Origin of the sequence: Streptomyces sp. NPDC048434, assembly GCF_043200375.1 — a bacterium.
Classification (GTDB): Bacteria; Actinomycetota; Actinomycetes; order Streptomycetales; family Streptomycetaceae; genus Streptomyces.
The window spans coordinates 212,620-239,017 of record NZ_JBICXQ010000006.1; the positions used below are offsets into that span (position 1 = coordinate 212,620).

At 70.6% G+C, this 26,398-nt stretch carries 18 protein-coding genes; 10 read left to right on the plus strand and 8 right to left on the minus strand.

Annotated features, from left to right (window positions below; translation table 11 throughout):
* Positions 1-43: 43 nt before the first annotated feature.
* The 4 genes from uvrA to ACGFWI_RS09835 form a co-directional block, all read right to left on the minus strand.
* Positions 44-2,500, minus strand: a complete 2,457-nt coding sequence (gene uvrA, locus ACGFWI_RS09820) for an excinuclease ABC subunit UvrA (protein WP_393905415.1) — start codon at positions 2,498-2,500, stop codon at positions 44-46.
* A 136-nt stretch (positions 2,501-2,636) separates the two neighbouring features.
* Positions 2,637-3,968, minus strand: coding sequence for an NAD(P)/FAD-dependent oxidoreductase (locus tag ACGFWI_RS09825; RefSeq protein ID WP_393905416.1), 1,332 nt, complete (start codon positions 3,966-3,968; stop codon positions 2,637-2,639).
* Between the two features lie 412 nt (positions 3,969-4,380).
* Positions 4,381-6,435, minus strand: a complete 2,055-nt coding sequence (locus ACGFWI_RS09830) for a restriction endonuclease (protein WP_393905417.1) — start codon at positions 6,433-6,435, stop codon at positions 4,381-4,383.
* Positions 6,436-6,703: 268 nt separating this feature from the next.
* Complete coding sequence (locus tag ACGFWI_RS09835; protein ID WP_393905418.1) at positions 6,704-7,048, minus strand: DUF1330 domain-containing protein; 345 nt, start codon at positions 7,046-7,048, stop codon at positions 6,704-6,706.
* Positions 7,049-7,484: 436 nt separating this feature from the next.
* Between ACGFWI_RS09835 and ACGFWI_RS09840 the strand changes: the two genes are divergently transcribed.
* The 5 genes from ACGFWI_RS09840 (at position 7,485) to ACGFWI_RS09860 (ending at position 14,473) form a co-directional block, all read left to right on the plus strand.
* Entirely contained in the window at positions 7,485-9,389 is a 1,905-nt protein-coding gene (locus ACGFWI_RS09840; protein ID WP_393905419.1) for a multicopper oxidase family protein, read from the plus strand.
* A gap of 288 nt (positions 9,390-9,677) precedes the next feature.
* A complete protein-coding gene (locus tag ACGFWI_RS09845; protein ID WP_393905420.1) occupies positions 9,678-11,786 on the plus strand; it encodes an alpha-galactosidase in 2,109 nt (702 codons plus the stop codon).
* A 187-nt stretch (positions 11,787-11,973) separates the two neighbouring features.
* Entirely contained in the window at positions 11,974-12,777 is an 804-nt protein-coding gene (locus ACGFWI_RS09850) for a triose-phosphate isomerase family protein (RefSeq protein WP_393905421.1), read from the plus strand.
* A gap of 72 nt (positions 12,778-12,849) precedes the next feature.
* A complete protein-coding gene (locus tag ACGFWI_RS09855) occupies positions 12,850-13,311 on the plus strand; it encodes an RpiB/LacA/LacB family sugar-phosphate isomerase (protein ID WP_393905422.1) in 462 nt (153 codons plus the stop codon).
* Between the two features lie 148 nt (positions 13,312-13,459).
* The gene (locus ACGFWI_RS09860; protein ID WP_393905423.1) at positions 13,460-14,473 is read left to right on the plus strand and encodes a zinc-dependent alcohol dehydrogenase family protein; all 1,014 of its coding nucleotides are present in this window, start codon (positions 13,460-13,462) and stop codon (positions 14,471-14,473) included.
* Between the two features lie 135 nt (positions 14,474-14,608).
* On the opposite strand, the gene ACGFWI_RS09865 is transcribed toward ACGFWI_RS09860, so the two are convergent.
* Positions 14,609-15,748, minus strand: a complete 1,140-nt coding sequence (locus ACGFWI_RS09865) for a glycoside hydrolase family 88 protein (RefSeq protein WP_393905424.1) — start codon at positions 15,746-15,748, stop codon at positions 14,609-14,611.
* A 763-nt stretch (positions 15,749-16,511) separates the two neighbouring features.
* Between ACGFWI_RS09865 and ACGFWI_RS09870 the strand changes: the two genes are divergently transcribed.
* Positions 16,512-17,354: a nitroreductase/quinone reductase family protein gene (locus ACGFWI_RS09870; protein WP_393905425.1), complete on the plus strand. Its 843-nt coding sequence runs from the start codon at positions 16,512-16,514 to the stop codon at positions 17,352-17,354.
* A 30-nt stretch (positions 17,355-17,384) separates the two neighbouring features.
* Here the strand turns inward: ACGFWI_RS09870 and ACGFWI_RS09875 are convergent, their stop codons facing one another.
* Positions 17,385-18,947, minus strand: a complete 1,563-nt coding sequence (locus ACGFWI_RS09875) for an AMP-binding protein (RefSeq protein ID WP_393905426.1) — start codon at positions 18,945-18,947, stop codon at positions 17,385-17,387.
* Positions 18,948-19,254: 307 nt separating this feature from the next.
* Between ACGFWI_RS09875 and ACGFWI_RS09880 the strand changes: the two genes are divergently transcribed.
* Both ACGFWI_RS09880 and ACGFWI_RS09885 read left to right on the plus strand, forming a co-directional pair.
* Complete coding sequence (locus ACGFWI_RS09880) at positions 19,255-21,084, plus strand: alpha-L-fucosidase (protein WP_393905427.1); 1,830 nt, start codon at positions 19,255-19,257, stop codon at positions 21,082-21,084.
* A gap of 169 nt (positions 21,085-21,253) precedes the next feature.
* Entirely contained in the window at positions 21,254-21,829 is a 576-nt protein-coding gene (locus tag ACGFWI_RS09885; RefSeq protein ID WP_393905428.1) for a TIGR03086 family metal-binding protein, read from the plus strand.
* A gap of 51 nt (positions 21,830-21,880) precedes the next feature.
* On the opposite strand, the gene ACGFWI_RS09890 is transcribed toward ACGFWI_RS09885, so the two are convergent.
* Positions 21,881-22,051 (minus strand): hypothetical protein, encoded by a 171-nt coding sequence (locus ACGFWI_RS09890; protein WP_393905429.1) that lies wholly within the window; start codon positions 22,049-22,051, stop codon positions 21,881-21,883.
* Positions 22,052-22,441: 390 nt separating this feature from the next.
* Here ACGFWI_RS09890 and ACGFWI_RS09895 point away from each other — a divergent pair, with 390 nt between their 5' ends.
* Entirely contained in the window at positions 22,442-23,866 is a 1,425-nt protein-coding gene (locus ACGFWI_RS09895; RefSeq protein ID WP_393905430.1) for a lipase maturation factor family protein, read from the plus strand.
* Here the strand turns inward: ACGFWI_RS09895 and ACGFWI_RS09900 are convergent.
* Complete coding sequence (locus ACGFWI_RS09900; protein WP_393905431.1) at positions 23,760-24,848, minus strand: tetratricopeptide repeat protein; 1,089 nt, start codon at positions 24,846-24,848, stop codon at positions 23,760-23,762. The genes ACGFWI_RS09895 and ACGFWI_RS09900 overlap by 107 nt on opposite strands.
* Before the next feature lie 292 nt (positions 24,849-25,140).
* Between ACGFWI_RS09900 and ACGFWI_RS09905 the strand changes: the two genes are divergently transcribed.
* Complete coding sequence (locus ACGFWI_RS09905; RefSeq protein ID WP_393905432.1) at positions 25,141-26,340, plus strand: lactonase family protein; 1,200 nt, start codon at positions 25,141-25,143, stop codon at positions 26,338-26,340.
* Positions 26,341-26,398 lie beyond the last annotated feature (58 nt).

Sequence of the window (26,398 nt, forward strand, 5' to 3'; positions counted from 1 at the left end):
GTGCTGTTGACTGGTGATCTGACCTGCGTACATTAGCGGACCCTCAAGAGGCGTCCGGCCGCGCCCTCCGCCGCGCCAGATAGGGCGCGGTACGGCTCTCCGGTGCCGCCGCCACCTCGGCCGGGGTTCCCGCCGCCACGATCCGGCCGCCGTCCGCACCGCCGCCGGGGCCGAGGTCGATGACGTGGTCGGCGCCGGCGACCACGCCCATGTCGTGCTCGACGACCACGACGGAGTGCCCGGCGTCGACCAGGCCGTGCAGCTGGCGCAGCAACACCTCGGTGTCGGCGGGGTGCAGTCCGGTGGTGGGCTCGTCGAGGAGGTAGAGGGTGTGGCCGCGGCGGGTCCGCTGGAGTTCGGTGGCGAGCTTGATGCGCTGTGCCTCGCCGCCGGACAGCTCGGTCGCGGGCTGGCCGAGCCGCAGATAGCCGAGCCCGACGTCCTGGAGGGTGCGCAGGCTGCGGGCCGCCGCGGGGACATCGGCCAGGAACGCGGCGGCGGCGTCGACGGTCATCGCCAGGACGTCGGCGATGGTCCGGTCCCGGTAGGTGATCTGGAGGGTTTCGGGGTTGTAGCGGGCGCCGTGGCAGGCGGTGCAGGGCGCGTACGTACCGGGCAGGAAGAGGAGTTCGACGGCGACGAAGCCCTCGCCCTGGCAGGTCTCGCAGCGGCCGCTCGCGACGTTGAAGGAGAACCGTCCCGCCGTGTAGCCGCGGGCGCGGGCCTCGTCGGTGGCGGCGAAGACCTTGCGTACCGCGTCGAACAGCCCGGTGTAGGTGGCGAGGTTGGAGCGCGGGGTCCGGCCGATCGGCTTCTGGTCCACGCGGACCAGCCGGTCGATCGCCTCCAGGCCCTCGGCGCCGGTGAGTTGTGCCCGTGCCATCGGTCCGGTGCCGTCGCCGTCGGCGGGCTCCTGCTGCTCCTCGCCCGCGCCGAGGTGGTCCCGTACGGCTTCCGCGAGAACGCGGGTGACCAGCGTCGATTTGCCCGATCCCGAGACGCCGGTGACGGCGGTGAAGACGCCGAGCGGGAAGGTCGCGTCCAGGCCGCGGAGATTGTGCAGGGTGACGCCGCGCAGCGTCAGCGTGCCCGAGGGGCTGCGCACGGTGCGCTCGGCGGGCGGTGCGGTGTCGAAGAGGAACCGGCGGGTGGCGGAGGCGGGGGCGTCAGCGAGCGCGGCGACGGGGCCGCTGTGCAGCACCTGCCCGCCGTGCTCCCCGGCGTGCGGGCCGACGTCCACGATCCAGTCGGCGCGGCGCACCACGTCCATGTCGTGCTCGACGACGAACAGCGAGTTGCCCGCTTCCTTGAGCCGGCCCAGCACCGTGAGCAGGGACTCCGTGTCGGCGGGGTGGAGGCCGGCGGACGGTTCGTCCAGGACGTAGACGACGCCGAAGAGGCCGGAGCGCAGCTGGGTGGCCAGCCGCAGCCGCTGGAGCTCGCCGGCGGACAGGGTGGGCGAGGGCCGGTCCATGCTCAGATAGCCCAGGCCGAGTTCGGTGAGGACCTCGATACGGGCCACCAGGTCGCGGGCCAGCACCGGCGCCACCTCGTCGTCCGTCCCCCCGGCGGTGGGCCGCAGCAGCTCCGCGAGGGCGCTCAGCGGGCGGCCCGCGAGGGTGGCGATGTCGTGGCCCTCGAAGGTGACGGCCAGCGCCTCGGGGCGCAGCCGCCGCCCGTGGCACACCGGGCAGGGCTCGGCGACCATGAACCCCTGGACGCGCCTGCGCAGGGTCTCGCTCTTGGAGTCGGCGAAGGTGTGCAGCACATAGCGTCTGGCGCTCATGTACTGGCCCTTGTAGGGGCGTTGGATGCGGCCGACCTCGCGGACGGGGTGCACGGTGACGACGGGCTGTTCGTCGGTGAACAGGATCCAGTCCCGGTCGGCCCGCGGCAGCTCACGCCATGGCCGGTCGATGTCGTACCCGAGGGCGGCGACGATGTCACGGAGGTTCTTGCCCTGCCAGGCCCCGGGCCAGGCGGCGATGGCGCCCTCGCGGACGGAGAGCGAGGGGTCGGGGACGAGGGACTCCTCGGTGACGCGGTGGACGGTGCCCAGACCGTGGCATTCCGGGCAGGCGCCGGCCGCGGTGTTGGGCGAGAAGGCGTCGGAATCGAGCCGTTCCGTCACCCCCTCCGGGTAGTCGCCGGCGCGGGAGAAGAGCATGCGCAGGGTGTTGGAGAGGGTGGTGACGGTGCCGACCGAGGAGCGGGAGGTGGGCGCGGAGCGCCGCTGTTCCAGGGCGACGGCGGGCGGCAGTCCGGTGATGTCCTCGACCTTGGGCGCGCCGACCTGATGGATCAGCCGTCGGGCGTAGGGGGCCACCGACTCGAAGTAGCGGCGCTGCGCCTCGGCGTAGATGGTGCCGAAGGCGAGGGAGGACTTGCCCGACCCGGACACCCCGGTGAACGCGACCAGCGCGTCCCGCGGGATGTCCACATCGATGGTGCGGAGGTTGTGCTCACGGGCGCCGCGCACCCGTACGTACGAGTCGGTCATCCCTCCATCATCGGGCACGGTCACCAGTGGGCACGGCCGCCGCGACCGGGCACGGTCAGCCGCGACTGGGCCCGGTCGGCCGTGATCGGGCACGGTCGGCCATGCTCGGGCCCGGTCCACCGCGAGTCGGGCACGGTCAGCCGGCCGCCGTGGCGGCATGGATCCGCTCGCGCGCCTCCTTCCAGGGCAGCGGAGTGGCGACGACCGCGCGCAGCGCCCGGACCTGGCGGGGCGGGAGCCCGGCCGCGAGCACACCGACGGCGCTGCCGTCCCGGCCGTAGAGCGCAAGGGCACGGCGCTCCGCCCGGTCCAGGACGGTGGTTTCGACCCGGTCGGCGCCCGCGGTCAGCCCGTACGCCTGGATCTTGACGGCGTACTGGTCGGACCAGAAGTACGGCACGGGGGCGAACGGGCGGCGTTCCTGGGCGGGGGCGGCGTCCACGGCCCCGGCGGCGGGGGCGTCCGCGGCGAGTTCGGCCAGGAGGTTGCGGGCGGCGGCCATGCCCTGTTCGGTGGCGTTCATCCGGTGCTCGAAGCGCAGCGGGCGGCCGTGGACCGGATGGTCCCAGCGGGCCACATCTCCCGCGGCATAGATGCCGGGGGCGGCGGCGCAGTAGGCATCGCAGCGCAGCCCGTCGGTGGTGTCCAGGGCCGGGTCGTCCAGCCACCCGACGGCGGGCCGGGAGCCGATCGCCGGCAGCACGAGATCGGCCGGCAGCCGGCTGCCGTCGGCCAGCCGGACGGCGGTGACCTGCGGGCCGTCGGCACCGGCCGGGTCGGCGGGCGCCGTCTCGAAGCCGGCCACCGCCCCCGTGAGCAGCCGGACGCCGCGGGCGCGGTGCTCCTCGGCGAGCAGCTCGCCGACCTCGGTGCCGACGGCGGCGGCCATCGGTGTCGCCTCGATACCGACGAGGGTGACCTCGTGCCCCAACTCCCGTGCCACCGCGGCGGCTTCACAGCCCAGCACGCCGTTTCCGACGATCACCAGGCGGCGAGCGCCTCCCCCGGCGGCTACGCCCCCACTGCCGGGGGTACCCCCATTGGCCAGCCGGCCGCGCAGGGCCAGTGCGTCGTCGAGGGTGCGCAGGGTGTGCACTCCGGCGATGCCCTCGGCGCCGGGCAGGGTGCGGGCGGCGACACCGGTCGCGATGATCACGCCGGCGCAGCCGAGCCGCTCGCCGCCGTCGAGGGTGAGGGTGCGGCCGGCCACGTCGAGCCCGGTCGCCCGGGTGCCGAGCCGCAGGTCGAGATCGAGCGGGGCGAGCTGCTCCGCGGTGCGCAGCAGCAGCTTCTCCGGCGCCCAGGCGCCGTGCAGCAGCTGCTTGGACAACGGCGGCCGGTCGTACGGGAGATGGGGCTCGGCACCGATGAGGGTGAGCGGGCCACGCCAGCCGAAGCGGCGCAGCGCCTCGGCCGCGGCGAGACCGGCCGCCGAGGCGCCGACGACGGCGACCGGCAGGCCGGTCATACGTGGACCTCGCTCACGGCGGCCGGACGGACGGCGCCGAATGCGGCGCGGGGCCGGTCCGGCAGGTTCGGCAGTGGGGGAGGATCGAAGACGCAGCCGCTCGGGGGTTCCACGGGCAGCGGCGCCGGGGCGCTGGTAAGTGTCATCTCGCTCATCTCGCTGAGTGCGCGCACACCGGCAGGGCGTGCGCCATGAGCCGAACGTTCGCCTAACGCCCGTGAACTTACTTGCGTAATACACAGGTAAATGTGCCGGGGGCTCATGATGACCGGAAGCCCCATAAGGAGAGCCGGGAGACTCCGTACCCGCTGGAGGAGATCCGCCGGGCCGGCGGGGCCGTGGGTCCGCCGGGTCGCGGAGCTCCCGCATGGCCGGGAGCTGACGAAGCCGCCCGGAACCCGGAACCCGGCCATCAGGCGACCTCGATGCCGTACTCCTGCACCAGCGCTTCCAAGCCCCCGGGGAAGCCCCGGCCGCCGATCACGAAGTCCCAGTCGCCACCCGGCCGTTGGCGGAACGAGCCGAGCACCAGCGCGGTCTCGCCGCGCCGCCCGTCCGAGACCTCCAGCCGGCCCAGCTCCTCCCCCGACGCGTCCAGCAGCCGGACCCGGGCGTCGGTGAAGCCCGCGAGATCGGCGTCGGGGTTGACCTGGGGGTCGATCGCCGCGACCAGGACCAGCCGGTCGGCGGCCGGCGGCAGCGCCTCGAACCGCACCTGCATCGCGGCCCGGTCGGGGGCGAAGCCGGGCAGCATCCGCACCGAACCGTCGGGGCTGCGGGGGTTGTTGTAGAAGACGAAGTGATCGTCGCTGAGCACGCTGGTCCCCTTGCACACCAGGGCGCAGACATCGAGGGCGACCTCGCCGGACCAGTTCATACCGAGGATGTTGTGGTCCGGCGCCTCGTCGGCGGTGGCGGAGCCGGACGGGGCGTCCGCGCCGAGCCGTCCGCGCAGCCCGTAGCGGCCGAGCAGATCGACGAGTTCGGGGCCGGCGATGAGGCTGAGCGGCTTGCCGTTGGCGAAGGTGTGGGCGCCGGGGCCGAACCGGGAGGTGGTCACCAGCACCCCCTTGTTGGCGCCTTCGGACTGGACGGTGCCGTAGAGGTCGCGGACGGCGGTCGGCGGGACGGTGTTGCGGTAGCGCTTGACCTGCACAATGATCTTGCCGCCGCGGATCGGGTCGGGGTCCAGCGCGTCCACATCGACCCCGCCGTCGCCGGACCGCTGCGTGGTCACGGCCTGCATGCCCATGGCGCGGAACAGCTCGGCGATCAGGTTCTCGAAGGCGATCGGATCCATCTCGTACAGATCCGGTTCGCTGTCCGTGCCGTGCGAGACGACCCCGCCGCCGACATCGCCCGGAAGGCGTACCGGGCGTACCGCGGTCCGCTGGTCGGGGCGGGCCGCGAGCTGCCCGCGCAGCCCGTCGGTCAGACACTCCACCGCACTGACCTGCGCGAGGTGGAAGGAGTCGAAGGAGCTACGGGGCGCCATGACGGTCGCGAGATACACCTGGGCCGGGCGGCCGGTCACCGGGTCCACATCGTCCACGAAACCGTTCAGCGCCACCGAGTCCAGGGTGCCGTGGCTGTCGGCGGCGAAGAGGTCGCGCAGCACCAGCAGCACGCTCTGGGCCAGCACTTCGCGGTAGAGCGCCCGGCGCTGCGCGGCCGGCCGGGCGGTCTCCTTCTCCTTGTCGGCGGTGGGCATATAGCGGACGGACTTGGTCTCCGGGACGATGTCGTAGCCCGGGAGCTCCCAGTCCAGGACGAGCTGGCGGCCCGTCGGGTCGTAGGCGGCCGCGATCTGCCGGGGGAAGCCCTCCGGCCAGGCCGTGGAGGAGTACAGCGCGGCGGAGAAGTACTCGACGGCCGCGTCCGCGTCGCCGGCGCGCAGGCCGGAGAGCAGCTCCTCGATGCCGGAGTTGTGCTGCCGGATCTCGGCCAGGGCGCCCGCGGCCCACTGGTCGTACTGCTGACGGTAGGCGGCGAGTTGGGCCTGCCGCCGGCTCTCCGCGGCCTGCGCCGTGTACCAGTCCTGCTCGTAGCGGGCGCGGGCCTCCTCCTGGACACGGTCGCGGCGGGCGCCGAGATGCCAGCCGCCCGTCGGCGCCTGGTAGCGGACCGGGTCGGGCATCGGTACCGGGCCGGCGAGGGCGCCGGGCGCGAACTCCGCTATCCGTTCGGGGTGCAGCAGCACGGCAGCCGAGAACGCGGGGGCGCGACAGCCGTCGACGAGCAGGCCGGTCAGTGCGGCGACGCGGGCGTCCAGTTCCTCGGTCCGCCGGCGGGCGTCCGCCTCGCGTTGCTGCCGGTAGGCCGTCTGCCGCTCACGGTGCATCCGCGCCATGGCACGTTCGGCGTCCCGTGCCTGCCGTTCCTGGTCGCGCTGCTGCTGTGCTTGCGCGCGGCGCTGGGCTTCCTGTTGGCGCTGCTGCTGACGCTGCGCCTCGGCCCAGACGGCCATTAATCCATGGGAACGGCGGCTCATGTCGCTCTGTGTCCTCCCCCCGGGGCGGCTGCCCCCGGAACCCTGTAGAAGCGGTTTCACCTGCGCTGTTGGGGAGACTTTAGCGGGGGAGCGAGCGGCCGGTCACGGTCGGGTACGAAGATTTCGCCCGCTTCGCACGATGCGCGCCGGCCACCGTCGCGGACCGGCCACGGACGTCATCCGGCCACGGTCGCGGACCCGGCGCCGGACGTCATCCACCACCGTCGCGCACCCGCCCCGCACGTCATCCGGCCGCCGCCGCCCGCAGCTTCGCCGCCGTCACGGCAGGGTCATAACCCTCCGGCACCCCGGGCACCAGCACCACATCACCCTCGATGTGCCGGGTGCGCAGCGGCAGGATCTCCTGATAGGCGGGTGAGCCGTACCAGCCGCGGGCCCGTGCCAGGTCGGGGAAGACGATGACGACCACGGATCCGGGCCAGGTGCCCTCTTTGACCTCCACTTCGGCGCCGTGGACGACGAATCGGCCACCGAACGGGTCCAGGGTCGGCTGGATCTTCTCGATGTAGTCGAAGACCTCCGGGTGCGGGGCGCCGGAGCGGAGGTGAGCGATGGCGTATGCGGTCATGGGAGTGCCCTTCCCGTGGGTGAACCGGTGCGTCGGCTGCCACGTTTCCAGCCGCCGCGGTACGGGTCGATTACCTCCGGGGTAAGAGGATCCGGAGTGGGGGCACCGTGCGAACGGGAAAAGATGGGAACGAACCCGGGTGGGTTCCTGGGATGGAAGTCGCCGTTCGACGGGAGCGGACGGGGACGGGGACGGGGACGGGATGAACGAGCTCGGCCGCACCAGGTGCGAGGGTGTGACACGTATTCAGGCCGGCAGTAATAATGTGATTCCCATTCCGATGCCTGCCGAATTGCTGCTGAGATCGGCTCAATGAGTGGCTTTCCCGAACCGGACCGGCATGCTGCGGCAAAGTTCCCAACCAGCCCGGTATCCCTTGGCCGTTACGTGCGGCGATGGAAGGCTGGAGACGATGTTCGGGCGAAGGAAATTCCTCATGGCCGGTGCCACGGCCGGTGCCATGGGGGGCGCGGCCATGCTTTCACGGGGTTTTCTGGGAGCGCAGCATGCATCACCCACTCACGGAACAGGGTCTTCGGACGCCTCGGTGACGCAGACCCCTCCGCTGGAGAGGTACGTTGACCCGCTGCCCACGCCGATGACGGCCATCTCGGATCCTTCCGTCTATCCGGGCGCCGACTACTACGAGATCACGATGCGGCAGGGTTCGTGGCGCTTCCACCGGGATCTCGGGCCGGCAACCGTGTGGGGTTACTGGGCCGCGAACCCGCACGATCCTCGCAAGGCGATCGGCATGGGCTATCTGGGGCCGACCCTCAGCGTGACCAGGGACCACCCGACGGTCGTCAAGTACCGCAACAAGCTACCGACCACCCACCTGTTCCAGTCCGTGATCGACGGCATTCGCAACGGGGACCCCCAGCTCACCCCGACCGCTCCGCCTCCCTACAAGAGCAAACCGCCATTTCCCCCGAATGTCAGCGTGTGGAACGTCGTACACCAGCACGGCGGTTTCACGGCACCACAGTCCGACGGCATGCCGCTGCAGTCATTCAGCCCGGACGGCTTCCATGCCGAGTCCTACGCCACCCTGGACCCGAGCCGGGTCAAACCCAACGAAACGATCTCCGGCTACACCAACCACGACCGTTCGTGCATGCTCTGGTATCACGATCACGGCATGGGGATGACCAGCGTCAACGTCTATGCGGGCCTTGCCGGTCTCTACCTCATTCGTGACCCCGCCGACGAGCGGCTCGGGCTGCCGCGAGGCGAATTCGAGGTCCCCCTCATCCTGCAGGACCGGACCTTCCACCGGGACGGCTCGCTCGCCTACACCATGGCCCAGAGGGAAGGCGAGGACACCCCGGTCGTCAACGGGAAGGCGTACCCCTTCCTGGCCGTCGAGCCGCGACGCTACCGGCTGCGCATTCTCAACGCTTCGAACGAGCGTTTCTGGCGGCTGAGGTTCGAGGTTCCCAGGGACGTACTGCCTCAGCCCACACTGCCGTTCTGGCTGATCGGCACCGACGGCGGCTTCCGTACTCCGTTGCCCATGCTGAACTTCCTGATCTCGCCGGCCGAGCGGTACGAGCTGCTCATCGACTTCAGTCAGATGCCCATGGGCACGAACGTCACATTGATGAACTACCACGCGCCGGTCCACTACCCCGGCATGCCCGGTGAAGGTCCGGAAATCTCGGAAATCATGCAATTCCAGGTCACCAAACCATTGTCCGGAGGCGCGGACAATACGACGCCGCCCAAGAAACTCAATCTGCCGGCGGTCGTACCTATCGAGCCGAAACCGCACACCCGTCGGCGGGAATGGGTCACGTACCAGCACAAGCTCTTCGGCACCATGACGTTCAACGCGGTGCCGTTCATGGAGCCGTCCCAGGACTTCATCGAGGCGGGCTCGACCGAGATCTGGGAGTACATCAATCCCAACCACGACGCCCACCCGATGCATGTCCACCTCGTCAACTTCCAGGTGTTGAACAGGCAGCCGATCGACGCAGCCGGCTACCAGGTAGCTTACGAAAAGTGGCTTTTCGGTGGTCGCAAACCGGAGGACCGGCCGGTGGTGGCGAACTATTTCACCGGACCACCGAGTCCGCCGGACCCGGACGAAGCACTGTCCGACAAGGACACGTTCAAGTCCTATCCGGAGACGGTGACCAGAATCATCATTCAGGAATTCAGCCCGCCGACGGGTACGATCGCGTCGATTCCGGGCAGCGGCGCCGAATTGCCGGCGACGTACCTCCACCACTGCCACATCCTCGAACACGAGGACGACGACCTGATGCGCCCGTGGACGATCGTCGGCCACGGCGACCGAAGCGGTAACAACCACGGCGGCGGCCATGGCAAGTGACGGGATCGATTGACCCGCGTGTGCCGGGTTGGCACGTGGACATCTGGCAGCAACCACGTACTGCCCGCTCCCCGCGCATGCCGCGACAGGCCGACTCTCGCCAACGGCGCCCCGTCATCAAGGAGGGAGCCCAGGCGATTGGACAACATCTTTGGAGCGGAAGGCTCCGACGCCCCGGAACCCGGCTTGGATGCCTGACCTGAGTAAGACGGAACAGGGAACACTGCACACCCCCGCACCTCGGGCAGCACCATCCCGCCGTCCCGTCCGTAACGAAGGGATCCCGCCATGGACGACCTCCTGCACTTCCGGGCCGCCGGCACCAGCCTGGTGCTGGATCTGTCCGGTACCGGTCTGCCGCGCATGGCGCACTGGGGCGCCGACCTCGGCGCGCTCACGCCCGGCCGGCTCGCCGGGCTGCTTGCCGCCGATGTCGCGCAGACCGTCGCCAATGGGCTGGACGAGCCGGTGCCGTTGAGCGTGCTGCCACAGCAGTCCGCGGGCTGGCTCGGCACCCCGGGGCTGAGCGGGCATCGCGAAAGCTCCGCCGCCGCGCCCGCGTTCACGGTGCGCAACAGGTCCGTACAGGAGGAGGGCCGCCGGCTGACCGTCGAGGCGGCGGACGCGGACGGCGGGCTGGCGCTCACGCTGGAGTTGGGACTGACCGATGCCGGGCTCGTGCGGCTGCGTGCCGCCGTCACCAACACCGGCGGCGACCCGTACCACCTCACCGAGCTCACCCCCGCCCTGCCGGTGCCCGCGCAAGCCACCGAGCTCCTCGATCTCACCGGGCGGCATCTGCGCGAACGCGCCCCGCAGCGGCATGCGTTCACCCTCGGCACCCATCTGCGGGAGAGCCGGCGCGGGCGCACCGGCAGCGATGCGACGCTGCTGCAGACCGCCGGGGAGGCGGGCTTCGGCTTCCGGTCCGGTGAGGTGTGGGGGCTGCATGTGGCATGGAGCGGCAACCACCGCTCGCTCGCCGAGCGCACCCCGGCCGGGCAGGCCGTACTCGCCGGCGGCGAACTGCTGCTGCCCGGCGAGATCCGGCTGGCGCCCGGCGACACCTACCGCTCCCCGTGGATCTACGGCTCCTACGGGCGCCACGGCCTGGACGAACTGGCCGGCCGCTTCCACCGCGAGCTGCGCACCCGCGACGGGCATCCCTCGTCCCCGCGGCCGGTCACCCTCAACACCTGGGAGGCGGTCTACTTCGACCAGGACCTGGCCACGCTGACTCGGCTGGCGCAAGCGGCGGCCGAGGTCGGGGCGGAGCGATTCGTGCTGGACGACGGGTGGTTCCGGGGGCGGCGGGACGATCGTGCCGGGCTCGGTGACTGGTATGTGGATGCGGAGGTCTGGCCGGACGGACTGCATCCGCTGATCGACACCGTGCACGGTCTGGGGCTACGGTTCGGGCTGTGGGTCGAACCGGAGATGATCAACCCGGACTCCGATCTGGCCCGTGCGCACCCCGACTGGATCCTGGCCGCCTCTCCGGCACGGCTGCCGCCGGCCTCACGTCACCAGCAAGTCCTCGATCTGGCGCGCCCCGAGGCGTACGCCTGCATCCTCCAGCGGCTGGACACCCTGCTGCGCGAGCACCGTATCGACTACCTCAAGTGGGACCACAACCGCGACCTCGTGGACGCGGCCGCGCACCACCAGACGACGGCCGCCTACCGGCTGATGGACGAACTGCGCGCACGGCACCCCCGGTTGGAGATCGAGTCCTGTTCATCCGGGGGCGCCCGGGTGGATCTGGGGGTGCTGGAGCGCACCGACCGGGTGTGGACCAGTGACTGCATCGATGCGCTGGAGCGCCAGCGGATCCAGCGCTGGACCGGTCTGCTGCTCCCGCCGGAGCTGCTCGGCGCGCATGTCGGGGCGCCGGTCGCCCATACGACGGGACGCATGCACACCCTGGACTTCCGGGCGGGGACGGCGCTGTTCTGCCACTTCGGGATCGAGTGGGATCTGACGGCGGCGAGCGCGGCGGAGCGGGCGCGGCTGGCCGAGTGGGTGGCGCTGTACCGGGAGCTGCGGCCGCTGCTGCACAGCGGGACGGTGGTGCACGGCGACCATCCCGATCCGGCGCTGTGGGTGCATGGCGTGGTGGGCGGGGACGGCGGGCGAGCGGTGTTCGCGCTGGTGCAGATGGCGACGAGTGTGCAGTCGCCGGCCGGACGGGTGCGGCTGCCGGGGCTGGATCCGGATGCGGATTACCACCTGTCGCCACTGGCGCCGGGTGACCGCCCGGAGGGGCCGTTCACCTCGGCGCTGCCCTGGTGGGAGACGGGGGTGACGCTGCCGGGCCGGGTGCTGGCCGAGGTGGGGGTGCAGGCACCGACGCTGTTCCCGGAGCGGCTGGTGCTGCTGGAGGCCGTACGGAGGTGAGCGGGCATACGGAGGTGAGTGGGGGCGCGGAGATGAGTGGGGCGCGGAGATGAGTGGGGGTGGGTGCGTGTGGGGGCATGCAGTGTCGGCGGTTCCTGGCGGGCAGAAAAATCACAGGCATCCCGTGAAGTTCACGTCTTGATTTGAGAACTTCACATGTGATTTTGTTTGAAGCATCATGAACGACGTGATCCCTGAGAACTCGCCATCCGCCGTGAGCCCTCGCCCGGTGATCGGCGTCTCGCTGAAGCTCTACTTCGGCCTGGCGCGTACCCGGACCTGGCTCGCGGAGGTGGCGGCGCTCGACGCGACACTGGCCGCCCTCCCCCGCCCCGTCGACCTCTTCGTGCTGCCCTCCTTCCCAGCCCTCACTGACGCCCGCGAACTGCTCGGCGCCACCCGCATCGCCTTCGGCGCCCAGAATGTGCACTGGGCCGACACCGGTGCGTTCACGGGCGAGGTCTCCGCCGGGATGCTCGCCGAGGCGGGCGCCCGCTATGTCGAGGTCGGCCATGCCGAGCGCCGCCGGTACTTCGGCGAGACGGACGAGGCAGTCGCCGCCAAAACGCGCGCGGCCACCCGTGCCGGGCTGATCCCGGTGATCTGCGCCGGTGAGCGGCGTGCCGAGGAACTCGACACGGCCGTCGGCGAAACGCTGTCCCAGGTACGGGCCGCGCTGGCGGGCGCCGCACCGGGCAGCGAGGTCGTCATCGCCTATGAGCCGGTCTGGGCGATCGGCGCCCGTGAACCGGCCCCCGCCCGGCATGTCCGCACGGTGGCCGGGGCCATCCGCGGCGTGCTGCGCGATCACGGGGTTCGCGGGCGCCTGATCTACGGCGGCACGGCAGGACCCGGTACGTACGGCGAACTGGCGGGCGCCGTCGACGGTTTGTTCCTGGGCCGGCTGGCCCATGACACCGAGGGCCTGCGCAAGGTCCTCGAAGAGATCGCCGGAGCGGAGGTCCCGGGGGTGAAGATCCCCGGCGGCTGACGACCGGCACCGCCACACCGCACCGCAGTCCACCGCCCGCCCGCCTCAGCACCAGCCTCGAGGGAGACCATCGTGCAGGACACCTACCGCATCGCGATCGGCGCCGACGACGCCGGGATCGTCTTGAAGGAGGCGATGGTCGCCTACCTCACCGGACACGGCTACCCGGTCATCGATATGAGTGCCACCGCCACCGAGGACTACCCGGACGTCGCCGAACGCGTTGCCCGGAGCGTCGCCCGCGGCGAGCACGCACGCGCCGTACTGATCTGTGGCACCGGCATCGGCATGGCCATCGCCGCCAACAAGGTCCCCGGCATCCGCGCCGCCCAGATCCCCGACAGCTACAGCGCCGAGCGCGCCCGGAAGTCCAACGACGCACAGATCGCCTGCTTCGGCAGTCGCACCATGGGCGTGGAGGCCGCGTTGGTGTGCCTGCAGCACTGGCTGGTCTCCGACTTCGCCGGCGGGGGTTCCGCGCCCAAGGTCGAGAAGATCAAGCAGGTCGAATCGCGCAATCTGCGCGCGGCCTGAGTCCGCCGCCCCGACTCCGTCCGGAGCGCGCGGGACCGGCCCGCGGTTCCCCGCCCGCCCTCGGCCCCCGTTCCCGTCCCCGTCCTCTCCCCCTCTCCCGTCAGCTCCCGTCCTCACCCGTTTCCACTTCCGAAAGGCGGTAACGCCCATGCGTGCAGTTGTCCTCGAGGAACCGAACCAGCTGTCCGTCAGCACCGTCGCGGACCCCACGCCAGGCCCCGGCGAGGTCGTCGTCAAGGTCACCGCGGCCGGTCTGTGCGGCACCGATGTGCACATGCTGGCGGGGGAGTTCGGGCCGACGCGCTATCCGGTGATCCCCGGCCACGAGTTCTCCGGCGAGATCGTCGCGGTGGGCGCAGATGTCACGGAGTTCGCCGAGGGCGACGCGATCGCCGCCGACCCGGCGATCTACTGCGGCTCCTGTCACTTCTGCGCCATCGGCCGCGGCAACCTCTGCGAGCAGTGGGGCACCATCGGCATCACCGTCGACGGCGCCTGCGCCGAGTACGTCAAGGTGCCGGCGGGCAACTGCTACCGGCTGCCGGAGACCGTGCCGCTCGCCCATGCCCCGCTGATCGAACCGCTGTCGACCATCGTGCGCGGCTTCGACCTCGTGAATCCCAAGCTCGGCGACAACTTCCTGATCTACGGCGCCGGCACCATGGGGCTGCTCTATCTCCAGGTCGCCCAGCGGGCCGGCGCCGCCTCCGTATCGGTCGTCGACCTCAACGAGGACCGGCTGGCGGTGGCCCGCAAGCTCGGCGCCGACGCCGTCGCCACCAGCGCGGACGCGCTGACCGCCGCCCACCCGCGCGGCTGGGAGGTGGTCACGGACTGCACCGGCAACATCCAGGCCATCGAGGACGGGCTGACGCGGCCCGTCCGGGGCGGTACCTTCCAGCAGTTCGGCTGCGCGCCCGACCAGGAGGAGGCGCGCTTCTCCCCGTTCCGTATCTACAACGACGAGATCCGGATCGTCGGCAGCATGGCGATTCTGCACAGCTACGGCCGCGCCCTGGACCTGCTGGGCAAGGGCTTCATCGACTCCGACACCATGATCACGCACCGTTTCGGGCTCGACGAGTACGTCACCGCGCTGGACACCTTCCAGCAGGGCTCCGGCCGCAAGTTGCAGATCGTCCCGCGCGGGCCGCTCGCCTGACCTCGGCGAACGCGTCCACCGCGGACTCGGCGGGCGGTCCCGGCGGGGACCGCCCGCCAGGGCGCCAGGGCACGGGGCGTGTCCGCCACGTCCCGCCTGGCCCGCGGGCGCACGACGGGACCTGGGTGACATGCCCTAGCCCAGCGCCGCCACCTCCGTACCCGCCAGCAGGAAAGCGCCGACGCCGAAGTCGGCGGTGGAGTCGTAGGTGACCGGCTGGCTGGATTCCGGCCGGTCGCCGACGTTCTGGACGTAGCCGAGGAAACCGTCGGGGTGTACGGCGGTCTCCACCATCGCGTTCCACGCCCTGGCGGCCATCGGACGGTAGCGGTCGCGCGGGACGAGCCCGGCCCGCAGCGCATACGCCGTCCCGTACGTGAAGAACGCGGTGCCGCTGGTTTCCGGACCGGGCAGCTGCGCGGGATCGGCGAGGTTCACATTCCAGAACCCGTCGGACCGCTGGACGGCCCGGAGCGCGGCCAGTTCCCCGACCAGGGTGGCCCGGTACGCGCGGACCGGGGCGAAGGTGTCGGGAAGGACGGCGAGCACCTTGGCATGGGCCCCGGCGACCCAGCCGTTGCCGCGCGACCACAGGACGGGCCTGCCGCTCGGGGAGGAGATGCCGCCGGGCAGGAACCGCTTGTCGCGGTACCACAGGCCGCTGTGGGGGTCGTGGAGCCCGGGGCCGCCCTCGGCGCTCTTGGTGTGGGTGTAGAGCGCGTGCATCGCGTCCCAGTAGGCGGGGTCGGCGCGCAGCGCGCCGAGCCGGGCGAACGGCGGCATCGCCATGTGCAGTGCGTCGTCCCACCACCAGTCGTCGTGCCGCTCGGCCGAGGTGACGACCATGCGGTGCAGGGAGTCCTCGATGGCAGCGATCTTGGCCGGGTCCGGCGCGGCGTCCAGCGCATAGAGATCGAGGTAGGCCTGACCTGCGCAGTGGTCGTCCGCATGCCGGGTGGTGACGCCGTTGTGCAGCCCGTACGCATGATGCTCCGCCCAGCCGCGTGCATGGGCGAGGTAGCGAGGCTCCCCGGTGAGGCGATGCAGGGCCAGCAGCCCGCTGAAGAAGGTGGCGCGGGCCCACTGGTTGTCACCCGGGTCGGCGTGCGCGCCGATCCAGTGGTCGGCGACCCGGCGCAGTACGGCGACGGTCTCGGCGCGGGCCGGCAGCCGGTCGGCGGGGCGGCGGCCCGGCGTGGCGGCGGCGGGTCGGGCGGACAGTGCGGCGCCGGCCGTCAGCGCGGCACCGGTGGCGAGGAATTGCCGACGTTCCATGAACACACCCCTCCGGTACGGACGTTCAGGCATGCGGCTGAACACCGACATGTCCCTGCAGGCACCTGCCCGCATCATTCATGTACGCGAACAGCGTTCTTTCATGTGATGTGCAGCGAGGGACATGGTGACAGCCAACTCCCGGTTGTGGAAGGGGGGTTCGGGACGCCTCCAGGGCGCACCACCGCGGGCGCCATCCGGACGCCGTGCCGCACACGGCGCCGTCCCGCCGGAGCCTTGGCGCCCCGGACCGGCCGGGATACGAGACGCACGAAATAACCGTCCGGCGTTGCCTCGATGCCTTTACGGCATTACCTTTGACCCGTGACTACCGGGTCGGCCATGTGCCACGAGCGAGTGAGGTACCCGGTCACCTCGTGACCGCCAGGCGGGCCATCAGAGGCCCGCCCCTCCTCTCCTCCACTGTTTGCGCGTTTCGCGCCTTTCGTCTGCTGACGGATGTCGTCCGTACGGCGATTTCCTCCGCAGATGCTTCCTTTCTGCCCGCAGATTTCGCCGGCCTGCGCATACCGCGCTTGTCCGCACCGTCCGCCTGCGCGCGCAACTCCTCCCCCCTTTCGGCCTTTGGGCCGTTCCACCTTTCCGCACCACGGTCGAGTTCCTGTCGACCGCGGTCGATGCGCCCTGCCCGAAGCGCGGTTCCCCGTCTCACCGACCGGGGTTTTCCGCCATGCCCCCACACAACCGGGGGCTCATCCACGCTCATCCATCGCACTTACCACTCCTGGAGAAAACACCGAAGATGCCGATCGATTTCAACCGACAGATCATCGAGGAGTTCCGCGCCAACGGCGGTCGCGTCGGCGGCCCCTTCGAGGGCGGCCGCCTGCTTCTGCTGACCACTCTCGGCGCGCGCTCCGGCGCCCCGCACACCACCCCGCTCGGCTATCTCCCCGACGGCGGCGGGCGTGTCCTGGTCATCGCCTCGGCCGCCGGCGCACCGAAACACCCGGCTTGGTTCCACAATCTCGTGGCCCATCCTCGGGTCACGGTCGAGGCCGGTGTCTTCACCTACGAGGCGCAGGCAATTGTCCTGGAGGGCGCCGAACGCGACCGTGCCTTCGCCCGCGCGGCAGCGGCCGATCCCGGATGGTCGGAGTACCAGGCCAAAACGGAGCGCGTACTTCCAGTGGTGGCCCTGGAGGAAATCCCCGCCGGTCCACCGCAAATCAGCGCCGCCTCGGCGGGCGCCGCGCTGAAGGCCGTGCACGACGGATTCCGGCGGGAACTCGCCCTCATCCGCAAGGAAATCACCGAATCGGGCCCCGGTCTGGGCGCCCAGCTCCGGGTGAATTGCCTGACCCTCTGCCAGGGGCTGCACAACCATCACACCGGTGAGGACGCCGGAATGTTCCCGATGCTCGGCCGGCACCATCCCGAACTCGCCCCGGCGCTGGAGCGAATGCAGCAGGAACACGAGAAACTCGCGGTCCTCCTCGCCGCGCTGCAAAAGGTCATTTCCGCCGAGGGTGCGGACCCCCGGTCGGTGCTTTCCGAAGTCGAGCGCCTCACGGAGGAGGTGGAAAAGCATCTGGCGTACGAGGAGGAGCAGTTGATCCCCGTTCTCGACGGTCCGGCCTGCTGAGGCGGGGCAGCAGCGGGCGGGGCACGAGGCTCAGATCGCGCCGTCGTGCTCCGCCCAGTACGGGTCCCGCAGCCGCCTCTTGAAGAGCTTTCCCGACTCGTCGCGCGGCAGCAGTTCCTCGAAGACCACGGCCCGGGGGACCTTGTACCCGGCGAGCCGCTCACCGACATGGGCGCGCACCTCCTCGGCGCTGAGCAGCACGCCGGGTTCGGTCTGCAGATGGGCGGCGAGGACCTCGCCGAACTCCTCGTCGGGGATACCGAAGACCGCCACGTCACGGACCCCGTCGAGGGCGAGCAGACAGCCTTCGATCTCCGCCGGGTAGATGTTGACGCCGCCGGAGATGACCATGTCGTTCCGGCGGTCGCTGAGGTAGAGATAGCCGTCCTCGTCGAGGTGGCCGATGTCGCCGATGGTGACGTATCCGGGCAGGCCCGGCGCTTCCATGGCGGCACGCCGGTCCGGGTCGCCGAGGTAGGTGAACCGGGGCCAGCCGTCGCCGGGTTTCAGATAGATGTCGCCGGTGGCACCGGTCGGCTGCGGCTTTCCGTCGGCGCCGATGACCGCGACTCCGCAGGTTCCGGTGGCCCGTCCGACGGTGCCGGGGTGGGCCAGCCACTCGGCGCTGTCGCACCACGTCACGGCGCCGGTCTCGCTGCCGCCGTAGTACTCCCGCAGTACCGGTCCCAGCCAGTCGATCATGGCGTGTTTGATATGCGGCGGGCAGGGCGCCGCGGCGTGCACGACGGAGGTGAGCGAGGACAGGTCGTAGCGCTCCCGTACGTCCTTGGGCAGTCGCAGCAGCCGTACGAACATCGTGGGCACGACCTGCACCTGCTCGATGCGGTGGTGCGCGATCAGCCGCAGGAATTCCTCGGCGTCGAAGCGCGGCATGAGGGTGATGTCCAGCCCGGCCGCGAGGGCGAGGACCGCGTGCTGGCTGGGCGAGGCGTGGTAGAGCGGGGCGGGGATGAGCGTCCGTCCGCCGGGGGCGACGGCGAAGTGCTCCAGGAACAACCGCACCCCCTCTTCGAGCTGGTCCGCGGCGACGGGTTCGCGCAGAACCCCCTTGGGGAGCCCGGTGGTTCCCGAGCTGTAGATGACGGTGGGCGGGCTTTCACCGGCGGCCCGGTCCAGCGGCGCATGGCTTTCCAGCCACCGGTCGAGCAGTGGGTGTTCGCCGGTGGCGGGCGTTACGGCGATCCCACAGGCGGCCGCGACACCAGCGGGAACCGGGGCCTCGACGATCCGTACGCCGTCGGGGAGCACGGCGGTCACCGCGTCGAGCATGTCGCTGTGCGCAAAGACCACCTTGCTGCCGCTGTCGGTGAGCACATGCCGCAGGTCGTCGTGCCGGAAATGCCAGTTCACGGGTACCGCAGAGGCACCCAGCAGGGCGGCCCCGGCGGTGATCTCCAGATGGGCGGGCTCGTTGCGCAGCACGACGGCGATCCGGTCGCCGGGCTCAACTCCCGCCGCACGCAGTGCGGTGGCGATCCGCGCCGCACGGTCGAGGAAGGACGGATAGTCGCGTTCATGACCCGCGCAGCGGATGGCCGGGGCGCCGGCAGCGGGTGGGGCGACGGCTTCCATGGTGCCTCCAATGAGTGCGACCTGATCGCCCATTGAACCGACAAGTCCGGTGGTTTGCCAGAGCGCTGACTTCAGGTCAGCACTCCCCCGGCCATCGGCTGCACCTCTCTCGGCCACTTTCCGACGCCCGCCTTAGATCCGAGGTCTGATGCCTCCCTGCCCTTCCGCAACCCCAACTGCCGCCCGCTTTCGCCAAGATGCTCCGATGTTTGTCGCGTCCAGGGTCTTCCGGTCCAGGTGCCGGCGCTGCACCATGCGGGATGGCACAGGAGGCACGTACGTGACCAAATAACCCAAGGAGCGAGCGATGCACAGCCGCACAAGACCGTTCCGTCTGCTGGGGCTCATGGGGGTGCTGGGCGCCCTGCTGCTGGCCGTCGGCAGCCCCGTGGCCGCCGCGAAGCCGCCGCCGCGGCCCGCCGCCGGCCCCGGAACCAACCACGCGACCGACGATCCCTTCACCTCGTCGCGCACCTCGTGGTGGCGCCAGGACCGCTTCGGGATGTTCATCCACTTCGGCGCGTACTCGAATCTGGAGGGCGAGTACACCCGGCCCGACGGCACGGTGTGCCGCAACGCGGAGTGGATCAAGCGCGAATGCCGGATCCCGGACGAGGCGTACGAGAAGCAGGCCGCCACCTTCAACCCGTCCGCCTTCGACGCCAAGGCGATCGTCCGGGCAGCCAAGGACGCAGGTCAGCGCTATATCGTCATCACGTCCAAGCACCACGACGGCTATGCGATGTGGCCGACGAAGCAGAACACCTGGAATCTGCGCGACCACTCCGCCTTCGACCCGCACCGCGACATCCTCGCCGAGCTGAAGAAGGCCGCCGACGCCGCCGGGATCAAGCTCGGCTTCTACTACTCGATCTGGGACTGGCACGACCCGGACTTCGCCGATCCGGCGACCTTCCCGCGCTACAAGAAGCGGATGTACGGCCAGCTCAAGGAGCTGGTCGACCACTATGACCCGGCGCTTTTGTGGTTCGACGGCGAATGGGACGCGGACAACCCCACCAACCGCTGGTCACGTCAGGACGGCGCCGACCTCCAGGCGTATCTGCACGGCCTCAACCCCCACCTGATCGTCAACAACCGCGTCGGCAAGCGCGATGTGGTCGACGGCGACTTCGGCACACCTGAGCAGGAGATCCCCGCGGAGCCGGTCGACGGGCAGCTGTGGGAGAGCTGTATGACGCTCAACGACCACTGGGGCTTCGCCTCGTACGACACCAACTGGAAGTCGACGGCGACGGTGGTGCGCAACCTGCTGGATGTGGCGAGCCGCGGCGGCAACTATCTGCTCAACGTAGGCCCGGACAAGCTCGGGCGCATCCCGCAGCCTTCCCTCGACCGGCTCCGCGAGACCGGCCGGTGGCTGGGCGCGCACGGCCAGGGCGATGCGGTCCACGGGGCCGGGCACACCGGGCTGGTGGCGGACCCGTCCTGGGGCACGGTCTCCCGCCGGGGCAACGAGCTGTACGCCTCGGTCACCTCCTGGCCGGCCGCCGGCGCGTCCCTCCACCTCACCGCCAAGGGCCGGTTCCAGATCACCGCGGCCCGGGTCCTGGGCAGTTCGCAGCAGGTGAAGGTCGCCCCGGCCGGTGACGGCTTCGACCTCACTCCGTCCGGCACCGGTACCGGTCCGCTCGCGAGCGTCATCCGGCTCACGATCAAGCCCCCGGCCGCGGCACCCGCAGGAACCGGCACGGGGCTGACGGCACAGAGCTGGGCGAACGACTCCTTCTCCGGTCCGCCCGCGGTGACCACCGTCGATCCGACGGTGAACAAGTCCTACCGCTTCGACGGATCACCGGACCCGGCGATCCCCGCCGATCACTTCAGCACCCGCTGGTCCGGCAGCATTCAGCCGCGCTTCGACGAGACCTACACCTTCACCACCGTCTCCGACGACACCGTGCGGCTGTGGATCGACGGCAAACCGGTGATCGAGAGCACCACCCCGCACGGCCCGAAGGTCGACAAGGGGACCGTCACCCTGCAGGCCGGTCACCGGCACAGCATCCGGATCGACTACACGGAGCAGACCGGAGAGGCGCATATGAAGCTGCTCTGGTCCAGCCCGAGTCAGTCCCAGCAGATCGTGCCGCAACGACAGCTCTACGCCGACTGACCACGGCCCGTACGGGCTGCCCGCGGCCGTACCCGCGGTGCCGACCGGTGGGCGGGAAAGCTCCCGCCCCCGGTTGGGCCGGTCGGGTGAGTCCGATCCCTCGGGGACGTCGGGTGGGCGCCGTGCGTCGGGGCGCCGTTGTCAGTGCCCGCTCCTATTCTCGGGGAGCATGAACGACGACGAGATCCTGCGGACCCACGGCGAGGCCATCGCGCTCTTCGGCACCCGGGTGCATGCCGTCCGCGGCGACCAGTGGCACGCCCCGACGCCGTGCGCGGAATGGTCGGTGCGCGATCTGGTGAACCACCTCACCGCCGAGCAGTTGTGGGTGCCCCGGCTGGTGCGGGACGGCGCGACGATCGCCGATGTGGGGTCGGAGTATGACGGCGATCTGCTCGGGGAGGATCCGGCCGGGGTCTGGGACCGCGCGGCGGTGGCCGCCGTAGCGGCGTTCTCGGAGCGCGGTGCGCTGAGTCGCACCGTCCAGCTCTCGTACGGATCCGGTCCGGCCGACGCCTACTGCACGCAGATGATGGCCGATGCGGTGGTGCACGCCTGGGACCTGTCCCGTGCGATCGGCGCCGATGAGCGGCTGCCGGGTCATCTCGCGCAGGCGGCGCTGCGCGAAGTGGAGCCGTACGCCTCCGGGCTCGCTGCCTCGGGGCTGTTCGCTCCCGCGGCGGAGCCGCCGGCCGACGCCGACGCTCTCACCCGCCTGCTGTGTCTGCTCGGACGCCGGCCCTGACCCCGAGGATGAGGCCCCGGGGTCAGGGCCGACGCCCGAGCTATCAGTGATTCAGTCGATGCCGCGGAAGATATGTGGCTCGGCGGGATCGTCATCGCAGCCGGCGAGGCGCACCGGGGCGCAGCGGTCCCAGACTTCCAGATTGCGGACTTCCTTGATCCGACCAGGCCGCTCGCCCTGCTTCAAACGGGGCTGCTTGTGTTGAGCCTTGTGCAATGCCACCACGCACTCCTTCTTCGAGGTATTGGTCCGACGCGGTGGCGCCTTGTTCACAAACCGGGAGGTCAGCCAAGGTTTGTGGCGTTCCCGCGACGGGCCAATGGTGTTGGCGTCTCCCAGAAAGGTCGTCCGTCGCCCCTCAGAGTAACGACGCCACACTCCGCGCGCTCGACGTTTTCCGGCGGCGAAGGCACGTCATCGGAAGATGCGGATACGGCCCCCATAAGCGGCGGGGAAAAGGGGTGGATTATGTGATGCACATCACTCACTCCAATGGCCCTGCGGTTGCTGCATTCGCCCCGATCCCTACGCTGAAGAGTGAGCGAGGTATCCAGCCTCCGTCACCGCGCGCCCTGCTGCAGGGCATACGGCGGCAGTGCTACCCATGGGCGGGTGGCATGGTTCTCGGATTCCGGTTACTGGCTCGGGCGGCTGGTCTTCCAGCGCATGCTGGCCGTCCTCTACATCGTCGCGTTCATCGCGGCGGCCCGGCAGTTCCGGGCGCTCATCGGGGCGCGCGGCATGCTGCCGGTGCCCGCTTTCGTGGCGCGGGTGCCGTTCCGCGCGGCGCCCTCGGTCTTTCACCGGCACTATTCGGACCGCTTCTTCGCCCTCTGGTCGTGGGGCGGGGCCTTGCTGGCCGCGGCCGTGGCGGCGGGGGCCGCGGATGCCGTGCCGTTGTGGGCGGCGATGGTGCTGTGGGCCGCGCTGTGGGCGATGTATCTGTCCATCGTGAACGTCGGACAGACCTGGTACGGCTTCGGCTGGGAGTCGCTGCTGCTGGAGGCGGGCTCGCTCGCGGTATTCCTCGGGAATGACGAGACCGCTCCCCCGGTGCCGGTCATGTGGCTGCTGCGCTGGCTGCTGTTCCGGGTGGAGTTCGGGGCCGGGCTGATCAAGATGCGCGGCGACCGCTGCTGGCGGGATCTGACCTGCCTGTACTACCACCATGAGACCCAGCCGATGCCCGGCCCGTTGAGCTGGTTCTTCCACCATCTGCCCAAGCCCCTCCACCGGGTCGAGGTGGCCGCCAATCATGTCGCCCAACTCGGCGTTCCCGTACTGCTGTTCACGCCTCAGCCGATCGCCGGGTGGGCCGCGGTCGCGATGGTCATCACTCAGCTGTGGCTGGTGCTGTCCGGCAATTTCGCCTGGCTGAACTGGGTGACCATCGCGCTGGCCATGTCGGCCGCCGCCCCGCTATTGGGGGGACCGTCCACGCCGCTCCCGCCGCCTCCGTTGTGGTTCGCGATCCTGGTCCTCATCGCCACGGCCGGGGTCCTCGTGCTCAGCTATCGGCCGGCGCGCAATCTGCTGGCCCGGCAGCAGATGATGAACACGTCCTACGAATCGCTGCATCTGGTCAATTCGTACGGGGCATTCGGCAGTATTACGCGAGTGCGCCGGGAGATCATCGTGGAGGGGACGGCGGACGCGGTGACCGGGCCGGAAACGACCTGGCTTCCGTACGAATTCCGTGGCAAGCCGGGCGATGTACGACGGCTGCCGCGGCAGTATGCGCCGTACCACCTGCGGCTGGACTGGCTGATGTGGTTCGCCGCGCTGTCACCGGCCTATGCGCGGTCGTGGTTCGTACCGTTCGTCGCGCGGCTGCTGGAGAACGACCGGGACACACTGCGGCTGCTGCACAGCAACCCGTTCCCCGATCTGCCGCCGGCCCGGATCAGGGCCCGGGTCTTCCGCTACCGCTTCACGACCCGGCAGGAACTGCGGGAGACCCGAGCGTGGTGGCATCGCACCGAGGAGCAGGAGTTCCTGGCGCCGATCGGGCGATCAGCTCTGCACGGAAGGCGATGACCATATCGCGGGCGTGGCGCAGTCCGATGCGTATGAAGTCCCCTTCCAGGGAGTCGAGTTCGGCCAGGGTCTCGTCCCGGTCGCGGCCGAGGCGGGCACGGGACTTGACGAGGCCGAGCCGGGAGAGCGCCACCCCACGGGGCTCCTGCATCTCGCGGAACTCCTGCAGCGAGAGGGTGTAGGTCTCGCGCGCCGACTCGTAACGGCCCGCCCGGTAGAGCACGTTGGCGCGCATCTTGTGGTTGTACGCGAGCGCACTCGCGAGGTCCATGGTGCGGCAGATGGCCTCCGCCTCGGACAGCAGCGTCAGTGCCCGGTCCGTCTCGCCCTGTACGGACAGGACATCGGCGACGCCGCGCAGCGACCAGGCGCGCCCGCGGAAGTCGTCGGCCTCGGCGGCGATGCGGGCGGATTCCTCGAACAGCTCCAGGGCCTTGTCGTAGCCGCCGGTGTTGCGGTGCATCTGGGCTATGCCGGACATCGCCCAGACCATGTGCCGGGCCTCACCGTGCTCCCGGCCCTGTGCGAGCAGCTGCTCGTGGAGCTCGGCGACCGCGGCGTAATCGCCCTGGATGCGGCCGGTCTCGGCGAGGCCCGCGAGCGAGTAGCCGTGGGCGAGACGGTCGCCGCTGTCGGCGGCCAGCGCGACGGCGTGGGTGAGCAGCCGACGGGCGAGCGGCAGGGTCCCGCACTGGCGGGCCAGGGTGCCGCCGCTCCACAGCGCCCAGGCCATGGCGCCCGGGTCCCCGGCGGTGCGGGCACTGCGGTAGCTCTCCCGCCAGGCGTCACCCGCCTGCTCCACCCGGCCGAGCCGCCGGTTGGCCTCGGCGACCGCGAGCGCGGCCCGGGACCGCTCCAGTGTCGTGCCCGCCTCGGTGTGCGCGCGGCTCGCCGTCGCCAGCACCTCCTCGTAGGAGGAGTTCACGCCCAGTGCCGTGCCCAACTCGCCCTGATATTCCGGGGCGAATGCCTTGCCGTACATATATCCGTGGCCTCTCGATCATCTTCATGCCTTGATCAAGAAACTACGAGTGGTGAGGGGTGCGGCGAATCAGTCCGCGTATGTGTTGTGTTGTACGACTCCAGTGCTACGCAGGGGGGTGGTGGTCATCATGGGGATGTAGGGGAACGTCAGGGTCACCCGGCCGGTTCGGGTGCCGCCGTTGCGTTGCACACCATGCAATTCGGGTTGCATCACTTGCCGGAGCGGGCCGGAGGCGCCACCCTGCTGCCACGACCACCCGATCACGGATCGCCGAGCACCGAGGTGTGGCATGAGCGCAGCACGTACGGGAACGCAGGCCGGGACAGGGATCGACCGTCGACGGTTCCTCGGCACCGTCGCGACGGGGCTGGCCGCGGCGGGCGGGGCGGGACTGCTGGCGGTGCGGAATTCGGCGCCCGCGCACGCCACCGCCGGGCACCACCCGCGCGGCGCCCGTCCGCTCTTCCTGGGGACCTACACCTCGGCCCCTGGCGGCGGGACCGGTGTCGGACTCGGTACGTACGACACCGCGACCGGCCGGATCACCGCCACCGGGGTCGTGGCAGGAGTCGCCGACCCCTCCTACCTCGCCCTGGCACCGTCCGGCCGTACCCTCTACGCGGTCGACGAGCAGCAGCAGGGCGGGGTGACCGCGATCGCGCTGATGCCGGACGGCCCGCCCACGGTGCTGGGCACCCGGTCCACCGGCGGCGCCGGCCCCTGTCATCTGTCGGTGCATCCGGGCGGCCACTGGCTGCTCAGCGCCAACTACCTCTCCGGCAGCGTCGCCGTGCATCCGGTCGACCGCGCCACGGGCGCCCTGGGCGAACGCACGGACCTGGTCACCCACTCCAGCCCGCCGCCCGGCCCCGGCCAGGACGGGCCGCATGCCCACCAGATCATCACCGCCCCGGACGGCCGGCATGTGCTGGCCGTCGACCTCGGCAATGACACCGTCTACACCTACCGGCTGGACGAGGCGGCCGGAAAACTCACCCAGGTGTCGTCTGCGGCACTGCGGCCCGGCGCCGGTCCCCGGCATCTGACGTTCCACCCCGCGGGCGCCTTCGCCTATCTGGCGAACGAGGTCGACAACACGGTCGTGGTCTGCCGCTACGACCGCGGAAGCGGGCGGCTGACGCCCGGTGCACCGCAGTCCACGGGCACCGGTCCGGGTACCAGCTACCCGGCGCAGATCCTGGTCACCGGGAACGGCCGCTTCGCCTATCTCGCCAACCGCGGTCACAACAGCCTCACCCGCTACGCCGTGGAGGCGGACGGGGCACGGCTGCGGCTGCTGGACACCGTGCCGGTGGGCGGGGACTTCCCCCGGCAGATCGCCTTCTCGCCGGATCAGCGATGGCTGTTCGCGGCGAACCAGAAGTCGGCTTCGGTGACGGTGTTCTCGGTGGACGCCCGGACGGGGGCGCTCCAACCCACGGGCGAGCCGTTCGCGGCTCCGGTCCCGGTATGCGTCCTGCCGCTGTGAGCGCGGAGCACGGCCCCCCGCGGCACCCGGGCCACTGAAATACTGCGGCAACATTCCT

Bases quoted from the DNA above. Each gene is read 5' to 3' on its own strand.
- uvrA (WP_393905415.1), bottom strand. From the start codon at position 2,500: ATGACCGACTCGTACGTACGGGTGCGCGGCGCCCGTGAGCACAACCTC.
- ACGFWI_RS09825 (WP_393905416.1), bottom strand. From the start codon at position 3,968: ATGACCGGCCTGCCGGTCGCCGTCGTCGGCGCCTCGGCGGCCGGTCTC.
- ACGFWI_RS09830 (WP_393905417.1), bottom strand. From the start codon at position 6,435: ATGGCCGTCTGGGCCGAGGCGCAGCGTCAGCAGCAGCGCCAACAGGAA.
- ACGFWI_RS09835 (WP_393905418.1), bottom strand. From the start codon at position 7,048: ATGACCGCATACGCCATCGCTCACCTCCGCTCCGGCGCCCCGCACCCG.
- ACGFWI_RS09840 (WP_393905419.1), top strand. From the start codon at position 7,485: ATGGCCGGTGCCACGGCCGGTGCCATGGGGGGCGCGGCCATGCTTTCA.
- ACGFWI_RS09845 (WP_393905420.1), top strand. From the start codon at position 9,678: ATGGACGACCTCCTGCACTTCCGGGCCGCCGGCACCAGCCTGGTGCTG.
- ACGFWI_RS09860 (WP_393905423.1), top strand. From the start codon at position 13,460: ATGCGTGCAGTTGTCCTCGAGGAACCGAACCAGCTGTCCGTCAGCACC.
- ACGFWI_RS09865 (WP_393905424.1), bottom strand. From the start codon at position 15,748: ATGGAACGTCGGCAATTCCTCGCCACCGGTGCCGCGCTGACGGCCGGC.
- ACGFWI_RS09870 (WP_393905425.1), top strand. From the start codon at position 16,512: ATGCCGATCGATTTCAACCGACAGATCATCGAGGAGTTCCGCGCCAAC.
- ACGFWI_RS09875 (WP_393905426.1), bottom strand. From the start codon at position 18,947: ATGGAAGCCGTCGCCCCACCCGCTGCCGGCGCCCCGGCCATCCGCTGC.
- ACGFWI_RS09880 (WP_393905427.1), top strand. From the start codon at position 19,255: ATGCACAGCCGCACAAGACCGTTCCGTCTGCTGGGGCTCATGGGGGTG.
- ACGFWI_RS09885 (WP_393905428.1), top strand. From the start codon at position 21,254: ATGAACGACGACGAGATCCTGCGGACCCACGGCGAGGCCATCGCGCTC.
- ACGFWI_RS09900 (WP_393905431.1), bottom strand. From the start codon at position 24,848: ATGTACGGCAAGGCATTCGCCCCGGAATATCAGGGCGAGTTGGGCACG.
- ACGFWI_RS09905 (WP_393905432.1), top strand. From the start codon at position 25,141: ATGAGCGCAGCACGTACGGGAACGCAGGCCGGGACAGGGATCGACCGT.